Genomic DNA, 19702 nt, shown 5'->3' on the forward strand with positions numbered 1-19702 from the left:
CACCGACGTGCCGCCCGGTCGACACCCTCCATCATCAACTCAGTTCATCATCACACGACGGCCGCAGCTGCCGTTGATGCAGGGCAAGTCAGCGGCGTCGTCGGACGGGTCCTCGCACGTGCCCAGCCGCGGCCTCAGGCCTCGACCAGCCCGCGCTGGCGCAGCATCGGCTCGATCGCCGCATCGCGGCCGCGGAAGGCGCGGTAGGCAGCGCCCGGCTCGATCGAGTCGCCGGCGGCGTAGACGTACTGCCGCAGGCGCTGCGCGACCGCCGGGTCGAACGGGTCGCCGGCCTCGGCGAAGGCGTCGAAGCCGTCGGCGTCCAGCACCTCGGCCCACAGGTAGACGTAGTAGCCGGCGGCATACGCGTCGCCCGAGAACAGGTGCTGGAAATGCGGCAGCCGGTGGTTCAGCCCGACGCCCTCGGGCAGGCCGATGCGCGCCAGCAGCTCGCCTTCGAACGCGGTGATGTCCGGGCCGCCCGGTTCGGTGTGGGCGTGGATCGCCATGTCCAGCAGCGCCGAGGCGGTGTAGCGCACCGTGTCGTAGCCCTGGTCGGCGCGGTGCGCGGCCTTCAGGCGCTCGACCAGCGTGTCGGGGATCGGCGCATTGGTGTGCACGTGCCGCGCATGGGCCTTCAGCACCGTCGGCTCGGTGAGCCAGTGCTCGAACAGCTGCGAGGGCAGCTCGACGAAGTCGCGCCGCACGTTGGTGCCGGCCAGGCGCTCGTAGGTGACGCTGGACAGCAGCCCGTGCAGCCCGTGGCCGAACTCGTGGAACAGCGTGCGGGCGTCGTCGAACGAGAGCAGCGTCGGCTCGCCTGCGGCGCCGCGCGCGAAGTTGTTGTTGTTCAGCACGATCGGCAACTCGCTGCCGCCGCCCGGGGCCGCGTTGCGGGTCTGCATGCGCAACTGGCTCATCCAGGCGCCGCTGCGCTTGTTCGGCCGCGCGAAGTTGTCGTGCAGGAACACGCCGACCGTCGCACCGGCCGCGTCACGCACCTCGTAGACCTTCACGTCCGGGTGGTAGGCGCGCAGCTGCGGCTGGGCCACGAAGCGCAGGCCGAACAGGCGCTGCGCGCAGTCGAACACCGCCTCGACCATGCGATCGAGCGGGAAGTAGGGCTTGACCTCGGCCTCGTCCAGGCCGAAGCGGCGCTGGCGCAAGCGCTCGGCGAGGCGGCGCCAGTCCCAGGGCTCGATCGCCCCGGCCTCGCCGATAGCGGCCTGCAGCGTCTGCAGCGCGGCACGCTCGCGCGCCACGGCCAGGGTGGCGCGCTGCCACACCTGCTGCAGCAGCCGGTCCACCGCGGCGGGCGTGCCGGCCATCGAGTCGGCCAGCGCGTAGTCGGCATAGCTCGCGTAGCCGAGCGCGCGCGCCAGCTCCAGGCGCAGCGCGAGGATCTCGCGCGCCACCGGGCGGTTGTCGTGTTCGCCGGGGTGTTCGCCGCGCGAGGTCCAGGCGCGCCAGGCCTGCTCGCGCAGGTCGCGCCGCTCGGAGAAGGTCAGGAAGGGAACGATCAGCGAGCGCGACAGCGTCACCGCATGCACGCCCTCGGGCAGGCTGCGTTCGGCCGCGGCCTGGCGCGCCGCGGCGCGCACGAAGTCGGGCAGGCCGGCCAGCTCGGCCTCGCCGCGCAGCTCGAGCACGAAGCCCGACTCGTCGGCCAGCACATTCTGCCCGAAGCGTGTCTGCAGCTCGGCCAGCCGCTCGGTGATCTGCGCATGACGCGTGCGCTGGGCCTGCGGCAGCCGCGCGCCGGCGCGCACGAAGTCCAGGTGCAGCCGCTCCAGCAGCCGGCGCTGCTCGGGCGCGAGGCCGGCCGACTCGCGCTGCGCGTGCAGCGCATCGAGCCGCTCGAACAGCGCACGGTTCAGGTAGATCGCGTTGGCGTGCGCCGCCAGCCTGGGCGCCAGCTCGCGTTCGGCCTGCTGCAGCGCCGGCGAGGTGGCGCTGGCAGTCAGGTTGTGGAAGACGTGTTCGATGCGGTGGAACAGGCGCCCGGCGCGGTCCAGCACGGCGGCGGTGTTCTCGAAGTCCGGCGGCGCCGGATCGTGCGCGATGGCGTCGATCTCCGCGAGGTGCTCGCGGCAGGCGTGCTCGAAGGCGGGGGCGAAATGCTCGGGTCGGATGGACTCGAATGGCGGCAGGCCGAAGGGGGTGTCCCAGGGCTGCAGCAGCGGGTTGCCGGCGGCAGTTGGCATGGTGGCTTCTCGTGGTCGGAGAAGCCGCGCATTCTAGGAGCCTAGGAGCCCCTCTTCATCTCGGCGCGCAACGACGTCTCGTCGTCCTGGTCGAAGCGCCGGTTCTCGCACCGCTGCGCGAACTGGCGCCGCTCGCCCTCCAGCGTGCCGACCTCGGCGTTGAAGGCGTCGGTGCGCTGCAGGAACTCGCCGCGGGCCTTGTCGCGCTCGAGCACACGGTTGTTGAAGGCCGTCACCGCCTCCTCGCTGGTGCGGTCGATCGTCGCGAGCTGGGCCTTCAGCTCCTCGTCCTGGCGCAGCAGGTCGGCCTTGTCGCGCTCGATGCGCTCGCGCTCGCGCGCCAGCTTGTCGTTGCCGGCGCGCACCCGGTCCATGCGTTCGAGGCAGTCGCGCAGCTCGGCGCGGCTGAGCAGCGGGCCGCTGGCCTTGCCGGGGCCGAAGGCGCCGAGCTTGAGCTTGTCGCCGGCGGCCTGCGCGCCCGCGGCCAGCAGCGCCGCCGACAGGAGAAGGGGCAATCGTGTCATGGCCGGCATCATGCCACCGGCTCGCGCAGGGTCACGAACTCCTCGGCCACGGTCGGATGGATGCCGACGGTCGCGTCGAACTGCGCCTTGGTCGCCCCGGCGCTGAGCGCCACGGCGAAGCCCTGCACGATCTCGCCGGCCTCCTCGCCCACCATGTGCAGGCCGAGCACGCGGTCGCTGGCGCCGTCGACCACCAGCTTGACGAGCGTGCGCTCGCCGTCGCCCGAGAGCGTGTGGCGCAGCGGCCGGAACTCGCTGCGGTAGATGCGCACCGCGTCGCCGTGGCGCTCGCGTGCCTGCGCCTCGGTCAGGCCGACGCTGGCCACGCTCGGGTGGGTGAACACCGCGGTCGGGATCTGCGTGTAGTCGAGGCGGCGCCCGCCGCGCCCGAACAGGCGGTCCACCAGCACCATCGCCTCGGCGATGGCCACCGGCGTCAGCTGCACCCGGCCGATCACGTCGCCCAGCGCATGCAGCCCCGGCACCGCAGTCTGGAAATGCTCGTCCACCGGGATCGCGCCGTTGGCGCGCAGCGCCACGCCGAGCGCCTCCAGCCCCAGGCCAGCGCTGTTGGGCACCCGGCCGGTGGCCAGCAGCACGGTGTCGGCCGGCAGGCGCGTGCCGTCGGACAGGCCGACGACGAGGCCGTCGGCGCCGCGTTCGATCGCCACCGGCGTGCAGCCGCTGCGCAGGTCCACGCCCTGGCGGCGCAGTTCGTGGCCGAGGAAGCGCCGCAGGTCCTCGTCGAAGCCGCGCAGCACCTGATCGCCGCGCAGCACCTGCGTCACCTGCGCGCCCAGGCCGCGGAAGATCGAGGCGAACTCGCAGGCGATGTAGCCGGCGCCGACCACCACCAGCCGGCGCGGGAACACCGGCAGGTCGAACATCGCGTCCGAGCTCAGCGCCAGCTCGCGGCCCGGTATCTCCAGCGCGGCCGGGCGCGCACCCGTGGCCACCAGAACGTGGCGTGCCGTGTGCCGCACGCCGTCGACCTCCACCTGCCCGGGGCCGGCCAGGCGCGCGCGGCCGCGCAGCAGCGTCGCGCCGGCACCGCGCAGCAGCTGCTCGTAGACAGCGTTCAGGCGGGCGATCTCGCGTGCCCGGGCGGCCTTCAGCGCGGCCCAGTCGAACGCCGGCGTGCCCGGGTCCCAGCCGTAGCCGCGCGACTGCTCGAAGGCCGCGCCGTAGCCGGCGGCGAAGCTGTACAGCTTCTTCGGGATGCAGCCCACGTTGACGCAGGTGCCGCCCAGCGCGCCGGGCTCGGCGATGGCCACCCGCGCGCCGCGCTGCGCCGCCATGCGCGCCGCGCGCACGCCGCCGCTGCCGGCGCCGATCACGAACAGGTCCCAGCTCGTCTCGTCCATGCTCCACCTCGTTGCACCCGATCATGCCGCGGCGAGGCATTCGTCGCTGGCGCGGGGGGCGCATGACAGTCCACAATCCCGGGCCATGAACTCGCTTCCGCTGCGTGTCGGCCTGATCGGCTACGGCTTCGCCGGCCAGACCTTCCATGCCCCGCTGATCGCCGGCGTGCCGGGGCTGGTGCTGGCGGCGGTGGCCAGCCGCGACGCCGCCAAGGTCAAAGCCGACTTCCCGGACGCCCAGGTCGACGCCGACCCGTATGCGCTGCTGCAGCGGCCCGAGCTGGACCTGGTCGTGATCGCCTCGCCCAACGACAGCCACCACCCGCTCGCGCGCGCCGCGCTGGCGGCCGGGCGGCACGTGGTGGTCGACAAGCCCTTCACGCTGACCTTGGCCCAGGCGCGCGAGCTCGAGGCGCTGGCGGCGCAGCGCGGCCGGCTGCTTTCGGTGTTCCACAACCGGCGCTGGGACGGCGACTTCCTGACCCTGCGCGCCCTGCTCGCCGCCGGCACCTTGGGCCGCGTGGTGCACGTCGAATCGCGTTTCGACCGCTACCGGCCGCAGGTGCGCGCGCGCTGGCGCGAAACGGCCCAGCCCGGCGCCGGGCTGTGGTTCGACCTCGCCCCGCACCTGCTCGACCAGGCGCTGCAGCTGTTCGGCACGCCGCGTGCGATGCGCGTCGACCGCGCCGCGCTGCGCGACGCTGCGCAGGCCGACGACTGGTTCTGCGCCCGGCTGCGCTACCAGCGGCTCGAGGTGACGCTCTCGGCCAGCACGCTGGCCGCGGCGCCGGGGCCGCGTTTCGTCGTGCACGGCACGGCCGGCAGCTGGGTCAAGCACGGCCTGGATGCGCAGGAGGACGCGCTCAGGGCCGGCGCCCGCCCGGCCTGGCCACCGGCCCCGGACTGGGGCCGCGACGCCGGCCGCAGCGTGCTGACCCGCGCCGCCGGCGAGGCGCTGGTGGAGGAGCCGCTGCCGCTGCAGCCGGGCCGCTGGGGCGACTACTACGCCGGCATCCGCGACGCGCTGCGCGGCTCGGCGCCCAATCCGGTGCCGCCGGACCAGGCGGTGGCGGTGATGGCGTTGCTCGGGGCCGGGCTGGGCTGAGCCCCCCGGCGCGTCAGTCGCGCTGGTGCGGCGGCAGCTTCGCGCCGCAGTCGCGGCAGAACGCGGCCGTGCCGTCGTGGCCTTCGCTCAGGCACTCCGGGCAGGTGCGCGTGGTCGGCCGGGCGCCGACCCGCTGCGCGGTGAACTCGGCGCTGACGATGCCGGTGGGCACGGCGAGGATGCCCCAGCCCAGCAGCATCATCAGCGAGGCGATGCCGCGGCCCAGGTCGGTCTTGGGCGTGATGTCGCCGAAGCCGACCGTGGTCATCGTCGTGATGGCCCAGTAGATGCCGATCGGGATGCTGGTGAAGCCGTTCGCGGCGCCCTCCACCACGTACATCAGCGTGCCCATCACCAGCACGACCATCAGCACGAAAGACAGGAACACCAGGATCTTGCGCCGGCTGGCGCGCAGCGCGGCGCCGAGCGCGCGGTACTCGGCCACGTACTCGCTCATCTTCAGCACGCGGAAGATGCGCAGCAGGCGCAGGATGCGCACGTCGATCAGCGCGTGCAGCTCGGGCGCGAGCAGCGCCAGCCAAGTGGGCAGCACGGCTCGGGCGCGAGCAGCGCCAGCCAAGTGGGCAGCACGGCCAGCAGGTCGATGATGCCGAACACGCTGGTCGCGTAGCGCCCGGGCCGGCGCACGCAGGCCAGCCGGGCCAGGTATTCGGCGGTGAACAGCACCGTGAAGCCCCATTCGGCCCACTCGAAGGCGGTCTCGAAGCGTGCGCCGATGCTGGCCACGCTGTCGAGCACGACGATCGCCACGCTGACCAGGATGGCCCAGATCAGCACGATGTCGAAGGCCCGGCCGGCGCGTGTGTCGGCCTCGAAGATCACCGTGTACAGGCGCAGCCGCCAGCCGGCCCCGGGGCGGCCGAAGTCGGCCGGGGCGGCGTCGGCCGGTGGGATCGGGGTGCGGCTCATGGTCAAGTCGATTGTGCCGGCGGGCCGGGCCGCGGACTCGACTACAGTCAAGCCATGGCGCTCAAGGCCACCATCTTCAAGGCGCGCGTGCAGATCGCCGACATGGACCGCAACGTCTACGCCGAGCATGCGCTGACGCTGGCACGCCACCCGTCCGAGACCGACGAGCGCCTGATGGTGCGGCTGCTCGCGTTCGCGCTGCACGTGCCGGCCGACGACCACGACGGCGCGCTCGAGTTCGGCCGCGGCCTCTCGGACGCCGACGAACCCGACCTCTGGCAGCGCGACCTGACCGGCGCCGTGCGGCACTGGATCGAGATCGGCCAGCCCGACGAGCGCGCCATCCTGCGCGCCGCCGGCCGGGCCGGGCGGCTCACCGTGCTGGCCTACGGCCAGAGCGCGCCGATCTGGTGGCAGGGCCTGGCCGACCGGCTGGCGCGCACCCGCAACGTCGAGGTGTGGCGGCTGCCGGCGGCGCAGTCGCAGCAGCTCGCCGGCCTGGCGCAGCGCACGATGCAGCTGCAGGCCACGATCCAGGACGGCCATGTCTGGCTGGGCGACGGCCAGCAGGCCGTCGAGCTGACACCCGAACGCCTCCACCCGCGCTGAAGGGATCCGACCACGATGACCCCGACGATCGAGCACGACGCGCACATCGGCCGCTTCCACACCCGCGTGCACGGCCACCTGTGCGTGTGCGACTACCGCCTGCGCGATGGCGTGATGGTCATCACGCACACCGAGGTGGCGCCCGAGCTGGAAGGCCAGGGCCTGGCCGCCGAACTGGTGCGCGCCGCGCTCGGCCACGCCCGCACGCAGGGGCTGAAGGTGCGGCCGCTGTGCTCCTACGTGCAGGCCTACATGCGCCGCCACCCGGAAACGCAGGACCTGCTGGCCGGGCCGGTGTGAGCGGGCCGCGGCGAGTCGTGCGGCGGCTGCTGGCGGCCGCCCTCCTCTTCATCACCCACCCCGCGATGAGTGACGACGACCCCTGGTTGTGGCTCGAGGACGTGCAGGGCGAGCGCGCGCTCGCCTGGGTGCGCGAGCGCAATGCCGAGACCCTGGCCGAGCTGCAGGCGCGGCCCGACTTCGCGCCCACGCGCGAGCGGCTGCTGCGCATCCTGAACGCGAAGGACCGCATCCCGGCAGTGCAGCGCATCGGCGACCGGCTCTACAACCTCTGGCAGGACGAGACGCACAAGCGCGGCCTGTGGCGCCGCACCACGCTGGCCGAGTACCGCAAGGCGGCGCCGGCCTGGGAGACGGTGCTCGACCTGGATGCGCTCGGCGCCGCCGAGGGCGAGAACTGGGTCTGGGCCGGCGCCACCTGCCTCGGCCCGGCCTGGCGGCGCTGCCTGGTCTCGCTCTCGCGCGGCGGTGCCGACGCGACCGTGGTGCGCGAGTTCGACCTGGTGGACAAGCGCTTCGTCGAGGGCGGCTTCGCGCTGCCCGAGGCCAAGACCGACGTGGCCTGGGTCGACCCCGACCACCTCTACGTCGGCACCGACTTCGGCCCCGGCTCGATGACCGACTCGGGCTATCCGCGCGTCATCAAGCGCTGGCGCCGCGGCACCCCGCTGGCCGAGGCCGTCACGGTGTTCGAGGGCGAGAAGCAGGACGTGGCGGTCGACGTCTCGGTCGACCACACGCCCGGCTTCGAGCGCACGACGCTCGTGCGCATGCTCGACTTCTACCGCCAGCAGGTGATGCTGCTGCAAGCGGATGGCCGCTGGCAGCCGCTGCCGGTGCCCGAGCAGGCACGCATCGCCTTCATGCACAGCGCCGGGGTGCGCGGCGACACGCTGCTGATCGAACTGCGCAGCGATTGGGAGGTCGGCGGCGTGCGGCATCCCTCGGGCGCGCTGCTGGCCATCGACGCGCGCGCCTTCGCGGCCGGCCGGCGCGAGTTCCAGGTGCTGTTCGAGCCGGGGCCCACACGCTCGCTGGCCGGCTTCACGTTCACGCGCCGCCACGTGCTGCTGAACGTGCTCGACAACGTGAGCGGCCGGCTGGAGGAATGGCGCCGCCACGGTGACGGCCGCTTCGTGCGCCGCGCGATCGACGCGCCCGCGCCCGGCAGCTTCTCGATCGCGCCGCTGAACGACCCGCTGCGCCGCGACGACCCGCTGGCCGAGAAGTACCTGCTCTCGTACACCGGTTTCCTGACACCCGACACGCTCTGGCTCGCGCGCACCGGCCACGACCGGCGCGCGACGCTCAAGACCCTGCCGGCCGCGTTCGACGCCGCCGGCCTGCAGGCCGGGCAGCACGTCGCGACCAGCCGCGACGGCACGCGCGTGCCCTACTTCGTGATCGGGCCGCGCGGCGAGGCCCGGCCGCGGCCGACGCTGCTGTACGGCTACGGCGGCTTCCGCATCGCGCTGAACCCGCGCTACATGCGGCCGGTGGGCGCCGCCTGGCTGGAGCGCGGCGGCGTGTTCGTGCTGGCCAACATCCGCGGCGGCGGCGAGTTCGGGCCGCGCTGGCACCAGGCCGCGCTGCGCGAGCACCGGCAGCGCGCCTTCGACGACTTCATCGCCATCGCCGAAGACCTGATCGCGCGCGGCGTGACCACGCCGGCGCAGCTCGGCATCGAGGGCGGCAGCAACGGCGGTCTGCTGGTCGGCGCGGTGATGGTGCAGCGGCCCGAGCTGTTCAACGCCGTGGTCTGCCAGGTGCCGCTGCTGGACATGCGGCGCTACCACCAGCTGCTGGCCGGAGCCAGCTGGATGGCCGAGTACGGCAACCCCGACGACCCGGCCGACTGGGCCTTCATCTCGCGCTACAGCCCGTACCAGAACCTTCGCGCCGGGGTGCGCTACCCGCGCGCGCTGATCGCCACCTCGACGCGCGACGACCGCGTGCACCCCGGCCATGCGCGCAAGTTCGCGGCGCGCCTGCGCGAGCTCGGCCACCCGGTGCTGTACTACGAGAACATCGAGGGCGGCCACGGCGGCGCGGCCGACAACGAACAGCGCGCCACGCTGCAGACGGTCGAGTACACGTACCTGTGGCAGCAGCTCGGGAGACGCGAGTGACGCGGGCCGGGCGCTGGGCCGCTCCCGAGCCGGCCCGCATCCCCCTGGGGGATCGGCCGACGCACGCGTCGGCCGAGGGGTTGTCATGAACCCGCACGAGGTGCTCGACTTCTGGTTCGGCGCGCCCGGCTCGCCGCTGCACGGCACGGCGCGGCCGGAATGGTTCCGCAAGGACCCGGCCTTCGACGCGCTGATCCGCGGGCGCTTCGGCGCCACGCTCGAGCAGGCGCTGGCCGGCGGCCTGGACGGGTGGTGCACCGACGCCGCGGGCACGCTGGCGCTGATCCTGGTGCTGGACCAGTTCACGCGCAACAGCTTCCGCGACACGCCGCGCGCCTTCGCGGGCGACGCGCGCGCGCTCGCGCTGGCGCGCAGGCTGGCGGACGGCGGCGCGCACCTCACGCTGGCGCGCCACCCGCGCGCGTTCGCCTACCTGCCCTTCGAGCACGCGGAGGACCTCGCCGCGCAGCAGCGCTCGGTGGCGCTGTACGAGGCGCTCGCGGCCGAGTTCCCGGACGCGGCCGAGGAACTGGACTACGCGATCCGGCACCGCGACATCGTGGCCCGCTTCGGCCGCTTCCCACACCGCAACGCGATCCTCGGGCGCGAGAGCACGCCGGAGGAGGCGCAGTTCCTGACGCAGCCCGGCTCGCGCTTCTAGCCGCGCTGCAGCACCACGAGGTGGCCCGCCACCTCGGCCCCGCCCTCGCTGCGCAGCGTCTCGCCCGTGAGGCGCTGCAGCGCGAAGCCCTGCGCCTGCGCCACCCGCGCCACGTAGGCGGAGCCATGCGCGTAGCGGCGCGTCGACCGCAGCTCGTGGTCCGCGCCCTCGCCCGCCTCGAGCGTGAAGACGAACCAGCCGCGCGGCCGCAACGTGGCCCGCACCGCGGCCAGCACCGGCTCGAGGGCGCCGAAGTAGATCAGCACGTCGGCCGCCACCGCCAGGTCGTACCGCCCCGGGCGCTCGCCCAGCGCGGCGACGATCTCGGCCTGCAGCAGCTCGTCGTAGAGCCCGCGCGCGCGGGCCTGCTCGAGCATCGCGCCGGAGAGGTCGATGCCGTCCAGCCGCGCCGCCAGCGGGCGCAGCAGCGGCGCGCACAGCCCGGTGCCGCAGCCGAGGTCGACCACCGCGGCGCCGCCCAGGGCGAGCGGCTGCAGCGCCGCACCGATCAGCTCGGGCGCACGGTAGCCGAGCCGGCCGGTGAGGTGGTCGTCGAAGCCGTGGGCGTATTGGTCGAACAGCTCGCGCACGAACTCCGGCGGCGCGCGGTCGGCGGCCGGCTCGACGCCGAGCGAGGCGAGCGCGAAGCCGATCTTGGCGTCGTCCGCACCGGCCGCGCGTGCCCGCTGCAGCGATTCGATGCCGGCGCTGCGGCGCCCGAGCTCGACCAGCAGCTCGCCGCGGTTCAGCAGCGCGTCGGCGAAGTCGGGCCGCAGTTCGAGGGCCCGCTCGAAGCACTGCAGCGCGGCGTCGAATCGGCGGCGCGACTGCAGCGCGGCGCCGCGGTTGTTCAGCGCATGCGGGTCTTCCAGGCCGAGCGCGACGGCCTGCTCGTAGGCGGCGATCGCCGCGTCCTCGCGTTCCAGCGCGAGCAGCACGTTGCCGAGGTGGTTGTGCAGCTCCGCGTTGCCCGGCTCGCACGCGACGGCACGCTCCAGCCAGCCGAGCGCGCTGTCGAAGCGGCCCTGCCGCGCCTCGACCAGCCCGGCGATCTGCAGCGCGCCGGCATGTTCCGGCTCGCGCGCCAGCAGCGCCTGCGCCGCGGCGCCGGCGCCCGCCAGCTCGCCGCGCCGGTACTGCGCCAGCACGGCCGCGTAGTCGTCGGCGCCCGGAACGCTCACGCCGCACCCCGCTCGGACTCGCGGTCCTGCAGCAGCCGCCACATCACCTTGCCGGCCCCCGACTTGGGCAGCGTGTCGACGAACTCGACCAGGCGTGGCGCCTTGTAGGCCGCCATGTGCTCGCGCGCCCAGTCGAGGATGTCCTGCTCGCGCGTATGGCCGCGCGCCTCGGGCCGCAGCACCACCACGGCCTTGACCGTCTCGCCGCGGTAGGCGTCGCGGGCGGCGATCACGCAGGCCTCCTGCACCGCCGGGTGGCGGAACAGCAGCGTCTCCACCTCGGCCGGCCAGACCTTGTAGCCGCTCGCGTTGATCATGCGCTTGAGGCGGTCGGTCAGGAAGAAGTAGCCGTCCTCGTCCATGCGGCCGAGGTCGCCGGTGCGGAAGAAGCGCGCCCCGCTGCGGTCGCCGGCCAGCGTGACGAACGCGGCCGCGGTGGCCTGCGGGTGCTTCCAGTAGCCCTGGAACAGCATCGGCCCGCGCGTGACGATCTCGCCCACCTCGCCGGGCGGCAGCTCGGCCAGCGTGACCGGGTCCACCACGCGCGCGTCGGTGCCGAAGATCGGCATGCCCAGGCACTGCTGCTTGGGCCGCTCGGGCGGGTTGATGTGGCTGGGCGCCGCGGTCTCGGTCAGGCCGTAGCCCTCGGCGAAGGCGAGGCCGAAGCGCTCCTGCAGACGCTGCGCCACCGCCTGCGGCATCGCGGCGCCGCCGCCCGACAGGCTGCGCAGGCTGGACAGGTCGAAGCGCTCGAGGTTCGGGCTGGCCAGCAGGTCGATGATCATGGTCGGGATGCAGACCCAGTGGCTGATGCGGTGCAGCGCGATCAGCCGCGCGGCAAGCTCGCGGTCCCAGCGCGGCAGGATCACGCCGGTGCCGCCGAAGAACACCGTGCCGAGCACGCCGTACACCATGCCGGTGATGTGGAACATGGGCACCACCGACAGGCTGACCGCCTCGGCGCCGGCGTAGTTCCAGACGCCCGAGGCGGCGTTGTGCATCAGCGAGCGGTGCGTGTGCAGGCAGCCCTTGGGCAGCCCGGTGGTGCCCGAGGTGTAGGGCAGCAGCGCCAGGTCGTCCGGCCCGGCCTGCGCCGGCCTCGGCACCGGTGCCGCGGCGAGTGCGTCCGCCCAGAGCGTCCAGCGCGGGCCGCCGGGTGCCGCCTCGGGCAGCGGCGGGTCGGCGCGCAGCCAGGCCTCGGTGGCCTCGCCCGGGGCCTCGGCGGCAGGCAGCGGGCCGGCGGGCAGCGCGTCGGCATAACGCACCACCAGCACCTCGGCGAGCCGCTGCGGGCCGGGCAGCGCCGCGTCGGCCGGGGCCACCACGCCGGCCAGGTCGGCGCTGCAGATGGCGACGCGCGCCTCCGGGTCGGTGATGTAGTGGCCGAACTCCTCGGCCCGGTTCATCGGGTTGACCGGCACCACCACCGCATCGGCGCGCAGGATGCCGTACACCGCGGCGACGAACTGCGGGCAGTTCTGCAGGTACAGCAGCACGCGGTCGCCGCGCCGCACGCCCACGGACTGCAGCCAGCCCGCCAGCGCCTCGGCCTGGGCGAGCAGTTCGCGGTAGCTGACCGACCGGCCGAAGAAGCGGCAGGCCGGCTTGTCCGGGTAGCGCCGTGCCGAGATCTCGAGATTGGCCACCAGGCTGGTCTCGGGGACCACCAGCTCGCGCGGCAGGCGGCGCGGCCAGAAGCGGTGATGCGGGCGGTCGGTCACGGACATGGCGCCGGTATACAGCAGGCCGTCGGCCCGCAGCCACGGCGGGAACCCCTGCGCGCTGTCACGTCGGTGACAGGACGTGCGGGGGGGCCTAGCGTGATTCGCGCGAGCGCCGTTCCTCGCGCAGGCGCAGGCAGTCCGGGTCCTGCTGGAAGCGCGGCGACTGGCACTCGCGCTCCAGGCACCCGGCGAGCGCGAACAGCACCCGCTTGCCGCAGGCCTCACGGGCGGTCGCCGGCGCGGCGGCGACCAGCGTCGCTGCGGGTGCGGGAGCGGGAGACGGCGCGGGCACTGCGGCGGGCACTGCGGCGGGCGCTGCCGCCACGGCTGCGGGTGCGGCCGCCGGGGCCGCGCCGGCATCGGGTGCGGCGGGGGCCGCGGCCAGCTTCTCGCGCGGTGCGGGTGCCGGGGCGCGCGACTCGGGTTCGGTGGCCGCGGTGACGGGCGTCGCGGCGGGGGGCGGGGCGTCGGACGGTGCCGCCGCCGGCGCCGGCTCGGCAGGTGCGGGCTCGGCGCGCGCCAGCGGCGCTTGAGCCAGGGCCGGCGGCATGGGTGCCGCGCCGAGCGCGGTCGGCGCGCCGCCGAACAGGCCGAAGTAGCGCACCGCGGCGCCGGCCGCCAGACCGAGCACGACGGCGGCCGCGGCGATCAGCAGCTTGGTGCCGGTGGCCATGCCCGCCGCGGCCGACGCCGGGGCCGGCGGGGTGCGCGGTGCCACGGCGGCGCTGGCTGCAGTGGCCGGCGTGACCCGGCTCGGCGCCACGCTGGCCAGCAGAGTTGCCGGCTCGGGCGCCGGCCGCGCCGGGGCAGCCGCCGGTGGTGCCGCCGGGACCGGCGCGGCCGCGGGGCGCGCCGGCGCCTGGGTCGGCTTTGCGCCGAGCGCGGACGGCGCCACGCGCATGGTCGGCTCGAAGCTGGTCGAGACCCCCGGGCCGCTGGCCCGGCGCGTCGGCTCGAACTGGGTCTGCGCCTCGGCCAGCGGGGCCGGCGCGCTGGTGGTGCTGACCATGTCGTGGCGCTCGACCGCGGGCGGTTCGATGCGGCCGTCGAGTGCGTCGCGCAGTTCCTGAACGCTCTGCGGCCGCTCGCGCGGGCGCACCTGCAGCGCCCAGTCGATGGCGGCCAGGAAGCGCGGCGAGACGCCGGGGAAGTGGCGCATCCACAGCGGCACCATCTCGTCCTGCAACGCCCGCGCGGTGGACGGCCCGGGCGGCGCGCCGGCGAGCAGGAAATGCGTCACCGCGCCGAGCGCGTACAGGTCGGTCCACGGGCCCTGGCGCAGCGCGTGCATCTCGGCGTACTGCTCGATCGGCGCGTAACTCGGCTTGAGGATCGCGGTGAGCGACTGCGTGCGGTCGGTGATGACGCGGCGCGCGGCGCCGAAGTCGAGCAGGATCGGCGGGCCGTCGTTCTGCAGCCAGATGTTGTCCGGCGCGATGTCGCGATGGAACACGCCCTCGCGGTGCAGCACCTCGAGCGCGCCGAGGATGGGGTCGAGCACGCCGCGCAGCCAGGTTTCGTCGGGCGCCTTGCCGCCCATCGCCTTGCGTGCGTCGCGCAGGGTGCGGCCCTGCAGGAACGGCATCACCATGTAGGCGGTGCCGTTGGCCTCCCAGAAGCGGTACACCTTGACCAGCGACGGGTGGTCGAACTTGGCCAGCAGGCGCGCCTCGTTGACGAACGAGCGCAGCCCCATCGCATAGGTCTCGGACAGGCCGCCCGAGCGCACGCTGACCTGGACGCCCTCGCCGCGCGAGGCGAGCGAGGCCGGCATGTACTCCTTCAGCGCGACGTCGCGCTCGAGCGCATGGTCGCGCGCCAGGTAGACGATGCCGAAGCCGCCCACCCCGAGCACGCGCAGCACCTCCAGTTCGCCGAAGCGGATGCCCGCGGGCAGCGCGTCGTACGCGGCGGCGGAGGCGGGCTTGTCGGGGGCGGGCGGCACGATGCGGTGGGGCTCGGGCCCCGGGAGGGACCCCTGTTTGGGACCAGCGCGGAGCTTAACCCACGCGCCTTGCCCCGCCGCAACGCGGACGCGGGGGTCAGGCCGGCGCGCCGGCCAGCGCGGCGCGCAGCCGCTCGCAGTAGTCGGTGTCGCGCGCCCACCAGGTGGCCGACTCGGCGCGCTGCGCGGCCGCCGCGTCGGACTCGCCCAGCGCCAGCGCCACGTCGGCCAGCGAGCCGCGGATCAGCGCCTGGCTGTAGGCGTCGTGCACCTGGACCAGCGCCGCGCTCGCCCGGGCCGCCGCCTGGCGGGCCGGCCCCGCCTGCCCGGTGGCGGCCAGGCAGACGGCCTGGTCGGCACGTGCGATCGCCGCCTCCCAGGTCATGCCGCGTCGCTCGGCCGCGTCGACATGCGTGCCGAAGGCCGACAGCGCGTCCTCGTGTTCGCCGCCGACCCGGTGGATCTCCCCCAGGCGCAGGCCGACCTGCAGGCACTGCTCGTCGTCGGTCAGCGCCTTGGCCAGGCGCTGCGCGCCCAGCAGCGCGGCGCGCGCCTGGCGGCACAGCTCGACGTCGAGCCGGCCACGCGCCTGGCCGCGGCGCACCTGCTGCACCTGCCCGAGCGACATGTAGCGCACGATCGCCGCGAGCAGCTGCTCGTCGTGCTGCTCGCGTGCGATCCGGCTCGCCTGGCGGTAATGGCCGGTGGCCGCGTCGATCAGCCCGGCCTCCTGGCACAGCGTGGCCAGCACGTAGGCGGCACGCGCGGCGGCCAGCGGCCGGCTGGTCTCGCCCAGCGCCAGGGCGCGCCGCAGGTGCACCAGCACGCCGGCCGGCTCGTGCTGCAGGGTGGCGCCGACGCAGCCGAGCCAGGCCTCGCACTCGGCCTCGATGCCGGCGTCGCCGACCTCGCGCGCCAGGTCGAGGCCGCGCAGCAGGGTGGCATCGGCACCGGCCACACCGGCCCCGTAGTACTGCGCGACGCCGCGCGCCAGCTCGAGTTCGGCCAGCGCGGGCCGGTCGGCACTGGCGGCCACCGCCGCTTCGGCATGGGCCAGCGCATCCGCCAACTCCTCCACGCGCCAGTGGCGCGCCAGCAGCAGGGCGCGCTGCGCGAGCAGGCGGGCACGCAGCCGGGCATCGACGGTGCCGGCGATGGCGCGCTGGTTGCGAAGCAGGAGGCGGGGCATGGGCTGGCGGCGGGGCGGCGGCAGTATGCAGGGGACCCTGTGTGCACGTCTGTCGGAAATTCCCGTCTCGACAGGCCTGCCTACAATCGCGCCGCCCGCGTCGACCGACGGCGCGTTACGACTTCACACGCCATGACCACCGACACGATCGCCGCCACCGTGCGCACCAAGGCCAACGTCTACTTCGACGGCAAGTGCGTCTCGCACAGCCTGGAGCTGCCCGACGGTTCGAAGAAGAGCGTCGGCGTGATCCTGCCGTCCGCGCTGACCTTCAACACCGGCGCACCGGAGGTGATGGAGCTGGTGGACGGCGCCTGCCGCGTGAAGCTGGCCGGCGCCGCCGACTGGGCCGAGTACCGCGGCGGGCAGTCGTTCACGGTGCCGGGCCAGTCGTCGTTCCAGATCGAGGTGACGCAGACGCTGCACTACGTCTGCCACTTCGGCTGAGCCGGGGCCTGTTCACACCACCACCGGCTCCGGCTCGAGCCGGATGCCGAAGCGCCCGTAGACGCTCTCCTGGATGGCACGCGCCAGCGTCATCACCTCCGAGCCGATCGCGCCGCCGCGGTTGACCAGCACCAGCGCCTGCTTCTCGTAGACCGCCGCGCCGCCCACCGCCTTGCCCTTCCAGCCGCAGGCGTCGATCAGCCAGCCGGCGGCCAGCTTGACGCTCCCGTCGGGCAGCGGGTAGTGCACCACCTCCGGGTCGCGGCCGATGATGTCGCGGCACTGCTCGGGCGTGACCACCGGGTTCTTGAAGAAGCTGCCGGCGTTGCCGAGCAGGGCCGGATCGGGCAGCTTGGCGCGGCGGATCGCGCAGACCCAGTCGAAGACCTGCTGCGGCGAGGGCGCGGCCACGCCGCTCTCGCGCATCTTGCGCTCCAGGTCGAGGTAGCCCAGCACCGGCTGCCACGGCCGCGGCAGGCGGAAGCGCACGCGCGTGATCAGGGTGCGGCCCGCCAGGTCGTGCTTGAACACGCTGTCGCGGTAGCCGAAGGCGCAGATCGAGGCCCCCAGCGTCACGCTGCGGCCGGTGACGAGATCCACCGCGTCGAGCGACTCGAAGCGGTCCTTCAGCTCCAGCCCGTAGGCGCCGATGTTCTGCACCGGCGCGGCGCCCACGGTGCCGGGAATCAGCGCCAGGTTCTCCAGCCCGGGCCAGCCCTGCGCCAGCGTCCAGGCGACGAAGGCGTGCCAGTTCTCGCCCGCGCCGGCCTCGACGATCACCGCGTCGGGCCGCTCCTCGACCAGCCGGCGGCCCGCCACCTCGACCTTGAGCACCAGCTGCGGCATGTCGCGCGTCAGGATGATGTTGCTGCCGCCGCCGAGGATGAACTTGGGTGCGCGGCCGAGCTGCGGGTGGTCGACCACGCGGCGCACGTCGGCATCGCCGCCGATGCGCACCAGCTGCTGCGCGACGGCGGGCAATCCGAACGTGTTGAACGGCTTCAGGCTCACGCCTGATTCGATCTGCATGCGAGAATTCTGACCCATGCCGAGCTTCGACACCGTCATCGAGCCCAACCTCGTGGAGGTGCGCAACGCCGTCGAGCAGAGCGCCAGGGAAATCGGCACGCGCTTCGACTTCAAGGGCACGTCCGCCGGCATCGACCTGGCCGACAAGGCCATCACGCTGTTCGGCGACTCCGAGTTCCAGATCGGCCAGGTGACCGACATCCTGCTGGCCAAGCTCACCAAGCGCGGCGTGGACATCCGCTTCCTCGACCGCAGCGCGAAGATCGAGAAGATCGGCGGCGACAAGGTGCGCCAGAGCGTCACCGTCAAGAGCGGCGTCGACAGCGACACCGCGAAGAAGCTGCAGGCCGCGATCAAGCAGAGCAAGCTCAAGGTGCAGGCGGCGATCCAGGGCGACACGGTGCGCGTGACCGGCGCCAAGCGCGACGACCTGCAGGCGGCGATGCAGATCATCCGCAAGACGGCGAGCGACGCGCCGGTCTCCTTCACCAACCTGCGCGACTGATGCGCGCCGGGCTCTGCGCGCTGCTCGTCGCCGTGGCCGCCCCGGCCGCGGCGCAATCCGTCTCGATGAGCGGCAGCCTGGGCGACAAGGCGCTGCTGATCATCGACGGCACGCCGCGCACCGTGGCCGCGGGACAGACCGTGCAGGGCATCAAGGTGATCAGCGTCAGCGGCAGCGAGACGGTGGTCGAGCTGAACGGGCGCCGCCAGGTGCTGCCGCTCGGCGGCGCGCAGGTCAGCCTGGGCGGCGCGGGCGGCGGCGGGGGCGGCACGCAGATCGTGATCGCGGCCGGCAGCGGCGGCCACTTCGTCAGCGACGGCGCGATCAACGGCAAGATGGTGCGCTTCCTGGTCGACACCGGCGCCACCAGCGTGTCGATGAGCGAGGCCGAGGCCCGGCGCCTGGGCATCGACTACAGCCGCGGCCAGGCCGGCCTGGCGCGCACCGCCAACGGCACCGTGACGGCGCACCGCATCCGGCTGGCCAGCGTGCGCGTGGGCGACGTGACCGTGTACGACGTCGAGGCGATCGTCGTGCCGGCGCCGATGGAGCTGGTGCTGCTGGGCAACAGCTTCCTGTCGCGCTTCCAGATGCGGCGCGACGCGGACGTGCTGGTGCTCGACAAGCGGCTCTGAGTCGGCCGTCACGCGCGCGGCGGCCGTGCTGCCGCGAAGGCCAGCACCGCCACCACACCCAGCCCGGCCAGCACCAGCAGCACCTCGCGGTAGCCCGGCACGGCCAGCAGCAGCCAGGCGGTGGCCAGCGGCGCGGCAGCGCGGGCGAGCAATGCCACCACGTTCATCGTGCCGCTGATGCGGCCGACGTGGCTGCGGCCGAAATACTCCGGCACCAGGCTGCCCCGAACGATGGTCACCAGGCCGTTGGCCAGCCCGAACAGCAGCGCGAACAGGATCCACGCCGCCGGCCCCTGTCCGAGGGCGAAGATCGCCAGCGAGAGCGGCAGCCCGGCCAGCACCGCCAGCCCGAGCGCGCGCGTGCCGACCCAGCGGCCGAACAGCAGGTAGGCGAAGCGCCCGGCCACCTGCGCCGGGCCGAACCAGACCACCACGCCGAGTGCCGCCGTCTCGCCCAGCCCGCGTGCAGCGAACACCGGCATCATGTGCGCCCACAGCGCCGCCGCGGCGAACGAATAGAGCGTGAAGGTCAGCACCAGCAGCCAGAACGCGCGCTCGCGCAGCGCCTCGTGCAGCGTCGCGTCGTCGGCGCCGTCGTCGGCGGCGTGCGTGCGCACCAGCTGCGCCGGCGCGCCGTGCAGGGCCCAGGCATGCAGCGGGGTCACCCCGAGCAGCAGCACCGAGCCGATCACGCGCAGCGCGTCGCGCCAGTCCAGCGCCGCCAGCAGCCAGGCCACCGCAGGAAAGGACAGCGTGCTCGCGAAGCCGCCCACCAGCGTCAGCGCGGTGATGCCCTGGCGATAGTGCTCGGGGAAACGCCGCGTCAGCAGGTTGAAGGCCGGCTCGTAGAGCGTCATCGCCATCGCCGCGCCGAGCAGCGCCCAGGCGGCATACAGCCCCGGCAGCGTCGTGGCGGCCGACCAGAGCCAGAAGCCCGCGCCGGCCAGCGCCGAGCCGAGCGTCAGCACCGCGCGGCCGTGGCCGCGGTCGATCGCCGCGCCGACGGCATACGAGGCCGCGCCCCACACCGCCAGCCCGAGCGTGAAGGCCCCCATCAGCGCCGGCTTGCTCCAGCCGAGCGCGCGCTGCATCGGCAGCACGAAGGAGGTGAAGCCGTAGTACAGCGCCGCCCAGCAGACCAGCTGGCCCGCGGCGAGCGCCGCGACCGTGGTGCGGAAGGCGGGCGGATGCACGCGCCGATTATTCCGCCCGCGCCGCTGT

19 protein-coding genes are annotated in these 19702 nt (G+C 74.1%); 8 read left to right on the forward strand and 11 right to left on the reverse strand.

Annotated elements, in window-relative coordinates; translation table 11 throughout:
• Positions 1-134: 134 nt before the first annotated feature.
• The 3 genes from D9C15_RS04180 to gorA are packed head-to-tail and all read right to left on the reverse strand — an operon-like array spanning position 135 to position 4092.
• Positions 135-2204: a M3 family metallopeptidase gene (locus D9C15_RS04180; protein WP_127996186.1), complete on the reverse strand. Its 2070-nt coding sequence runs from the start codon at positions 2202-2204 to the stop codon at positions 135-137.
• Positions 2205-2245: 41 nt separating this feature from the next.
• The gene (locus D9C15_RS04185; RefSeq protein WP_127996187.1) at positions 2246-2728 is read right to left on the reverse strand and encodes a hypothetical protein; all 483 of its coding nucleotides are present in this window, start codon (positions 2726-2728) and stop codon (positions 2246-2248) included.
• Between the two features lie 8 nt (positions 2729-2736).
• Positions 2737-4092, reverse strand: a complete 1356-nt coding sequence (gene gorA, locus D9C15_RS04190; RefSeq protein ID WP_127996188.1) for a glutathione-disulfide reductase — start codon at positions 4090-4092, stop codon at positions 2737-2739.
• Between the two features lie 85 nt (positions 4093-4177).
• Here gorA and D9C15_RS04195 point away from each other — a divergent pair, with 85 nt between their 5' ends.
• Entirely contained in the window at positions 4178-5197 is a 1020-nt protein-coding gene (locus tag D9C15_RS04195; protein WP_127996189.1) for an oxidoreductase, read from the forward strand.
• Between the two features lie 13 nt (positions 5198-5210).
• On the opposite strand, the gene D9C15_RS34450 is transcribed toward D9C15_RS04195, so the two are convergent.
• Positions 5211-5750 carry an ion transporter gene (locus D9C15_RS34450; protein ID WP_310734456.1) on the reverse strand — a complete coding sequence of 180 codons (540 nt, stop codon included), beginning with the start codon at positions 5748-5750 and terminating at the stop codon, positions 5211-5213.
• Positions 5702-6127 carry an ion transporter gene (locus D9C15_RS34455; RefSeq protein ID WP_310734457.1) on the reverse strand — a complete coding sequence of 142 codons (426 nt, stop codon included), beginning with the start codon at positions 6125-6127 and terminating at the stop codon, positions 5702-5704. Before D9C15_RS34455 ends, D9C15_RS34450 begins: the two co-directional genes overlap by 49 nt.
• Positions 6128-6181: 54 nt before the next feature.
• Here D9C15_RS34455 and D9C15_RS04205 point away from each other — a divergent pair, with 54 nt between their 5' ends.
• The 4 genes from D9C15_RS04205 (at position 6182) to D9C15_RS04220 (ending at position 9826) form a co-directional block, all read left to right on the forward strand.
• Positions 6182-6736, forward strand: a complete 555-nt coding sequence (locus tag D9C15_RS04205; RefSeq protein WP_127996190.1) for a YaeQ family protein — start codon at positions 6182-6184, stop codon at positions 6734-6736.
• Positions 6737-6751: 15 nt separating this feature from the next.
• Positions 6752-7036: a GNAT family N-acetyltransferase gene (locus D9C15_RS04210; RefSeq protein ID WP_127996191.1), complete on the forward strand. Its 285-nt coding sequence runs from the start codon at positions 6752-6754 to the stop codon at positions 7034-7036.
• A gap of 65 nt (positions 7037-7101) precedes the next feature.
• Positions 7102-9165, forward strand: a complete 2064-nt coding sequence (locus D9C15_RS04215; protein WP_127996192.1) for a prolyl oligopeptidase family serine peptidase — start codon at positions 7102-7104, stop codon at positions 9163-9165.
• Between the two features lie 85 nt (positions 9166-9250).
• The gene (locus D9C15_RS04220) at positions 9251-9826 is read left to right on the forward strand and encodes a DUF924 family protein (protein ID WP_127996193.1); all 576 of its coding nucleotides are present in this window, start codon (positions 9251-9253) and stop codon (positions 9824-9826) included.
• Here D9C15_RS04220 and D9C15_RS04225 read toward each other — a convergent pair.
• From D9C15_RS04225 to D9C15_RS04240, 4 genes are all read right to left on the reverse strand, one after another.
• Positions 9823-11007 carry a tetratricopeptide repeat protein gene (locus D9C15_RS04225; protein WP_164886641.1) on the reverse strand — a complete coding sequence of 395 codons (1185 nt, stop codon included), beginning with the start codon at positions 11005-11007 and terminating at the stop codon, positions 9823-9825. The two genes, D9C15_RS04220 and D9C15_RS04225, sit on opposite strands and share 4 nt — an antisense overlap.
• Positions 11004-12734: a long-chain fatty acid--CoA ligase gene (locus D9C15_RS04230; protein WP_127996195.1), complete on the reverse strand. Its 1731-nt coding sequence runs from the start codon at positions 12732-12734 to the stop codon at positions 11004-11006. The genes D9C15_RS04225 and D9C15_RS04230 overlap by 4 nt, the downstream gene beginning before the upstream one ends.
• A gap of 88 nt (positions 12735-12822) precedes the next feature.
• Complete coding sequence (locus D9C15_RS04235) at positions 12823-14676, reverse strand: serine/threonine protein kinase (protein WP_127996196.1); 1854 nt, start codon at positions 14674-14676, stop codon at positions 12823-12825.
• Between the two features lie 97 nt (positions 14677-14773).
• Complete coding sequence (locus D9C15_RS04240) at positions 14774-15865, reverse strand: hypothetical protein (RefSeq protein WP_127996197.1); 1092 nt, start codon at positions 15863-15865, stop codon at positions 14774-14776.
• 132 nt (positions 15866-15997) lie between these two features.
• Between D9C15_RS04240 and ppnP the strand changes: the two genes are divergently transcribed.
• Complete coding sequence (gene ppnP / locus D9C15_RS04245) at positions 15998-16312, forward strand: pyrimidine/purine nucleoside phosphorylase (protein ID WP_127996198.1); 315 nt, start codon at positions 15998-16000, stop codon at positions 16310-16312.
• A 12-nt stretch (positions 16313-16324) separates the two neighbouring features.
• Here ppnP and murB read toward each other — a convergent pair whose 3' ends face one another.
• Complete coding sequence (gene murB, locus D9C15_RS04250) at positions 16325-17341, reverse strand: UDP-N-acetylmuramate dehydrogenase (RefSeq protein ID WP_127996199.1); 1017 nt, start codon at positions 17339-17341, stop codon at positions 16325-16327.
• Positions 17342-17357: 16 nt separating this feature from the next.
• On the opposite strand from murB, the gene D9C15_RS04255 reads away from it, so the two are divergent.
• Together D9C15_RS04255 and D9C15_RS04260 are read left to right on the forward strand one after the other, a co-directional pair.
• Positions 17358-17846, forward strand: coding sequence for a YajQ family cyclic di-GMP-binding protein (locus D9C15_RS04255; protein ID WP_127996200.1), 489 nt, complete (start codon positions 17358-17360; stop codon positions 17844-17846).
• Positions 17846-18481 (forward strand): retropepsin-like aspartic protease family protein, encoded by a 636-nt coding sequence (locus D9C15_RS04260; protein WP_127996201.1) that lies wholly within the window; start codon positions 17846-17848, stop codon positions 18479-18481. The genes D9C15_RS04255 and D9C15_RS04260 overlap by 1 nt, the downstream gene beginning before the upstream one ends.
• An 8-nt stretch (positions 18482-18489) precedes the next feature.
• Here the strand turns inward: D9C15_RS04260 and D9C15_RS04265 are convergent, their stop codons facing one another.
• A complete protein-coding gene (locus tag D9C15_RS04265) occupies positions 18490-19674 on the reverse strand; it encodes an MFS transporter (protein WP_127996202.1) in 1185 nt (394 codons plus the stop codon).
• Between the last annotated feature and the right edge of the window lie 28 nt (positions 19675-19702).

This window comes from Piscinibacter defluvii (assembly GCF_004011805.1).
Lineage (GTDB): Bacteria > Pseudomonadota > Gammaproteobacteria > Burkholderiales > Burkholderiaceae_C > Piscinibacter > Piscinibacter defluvii.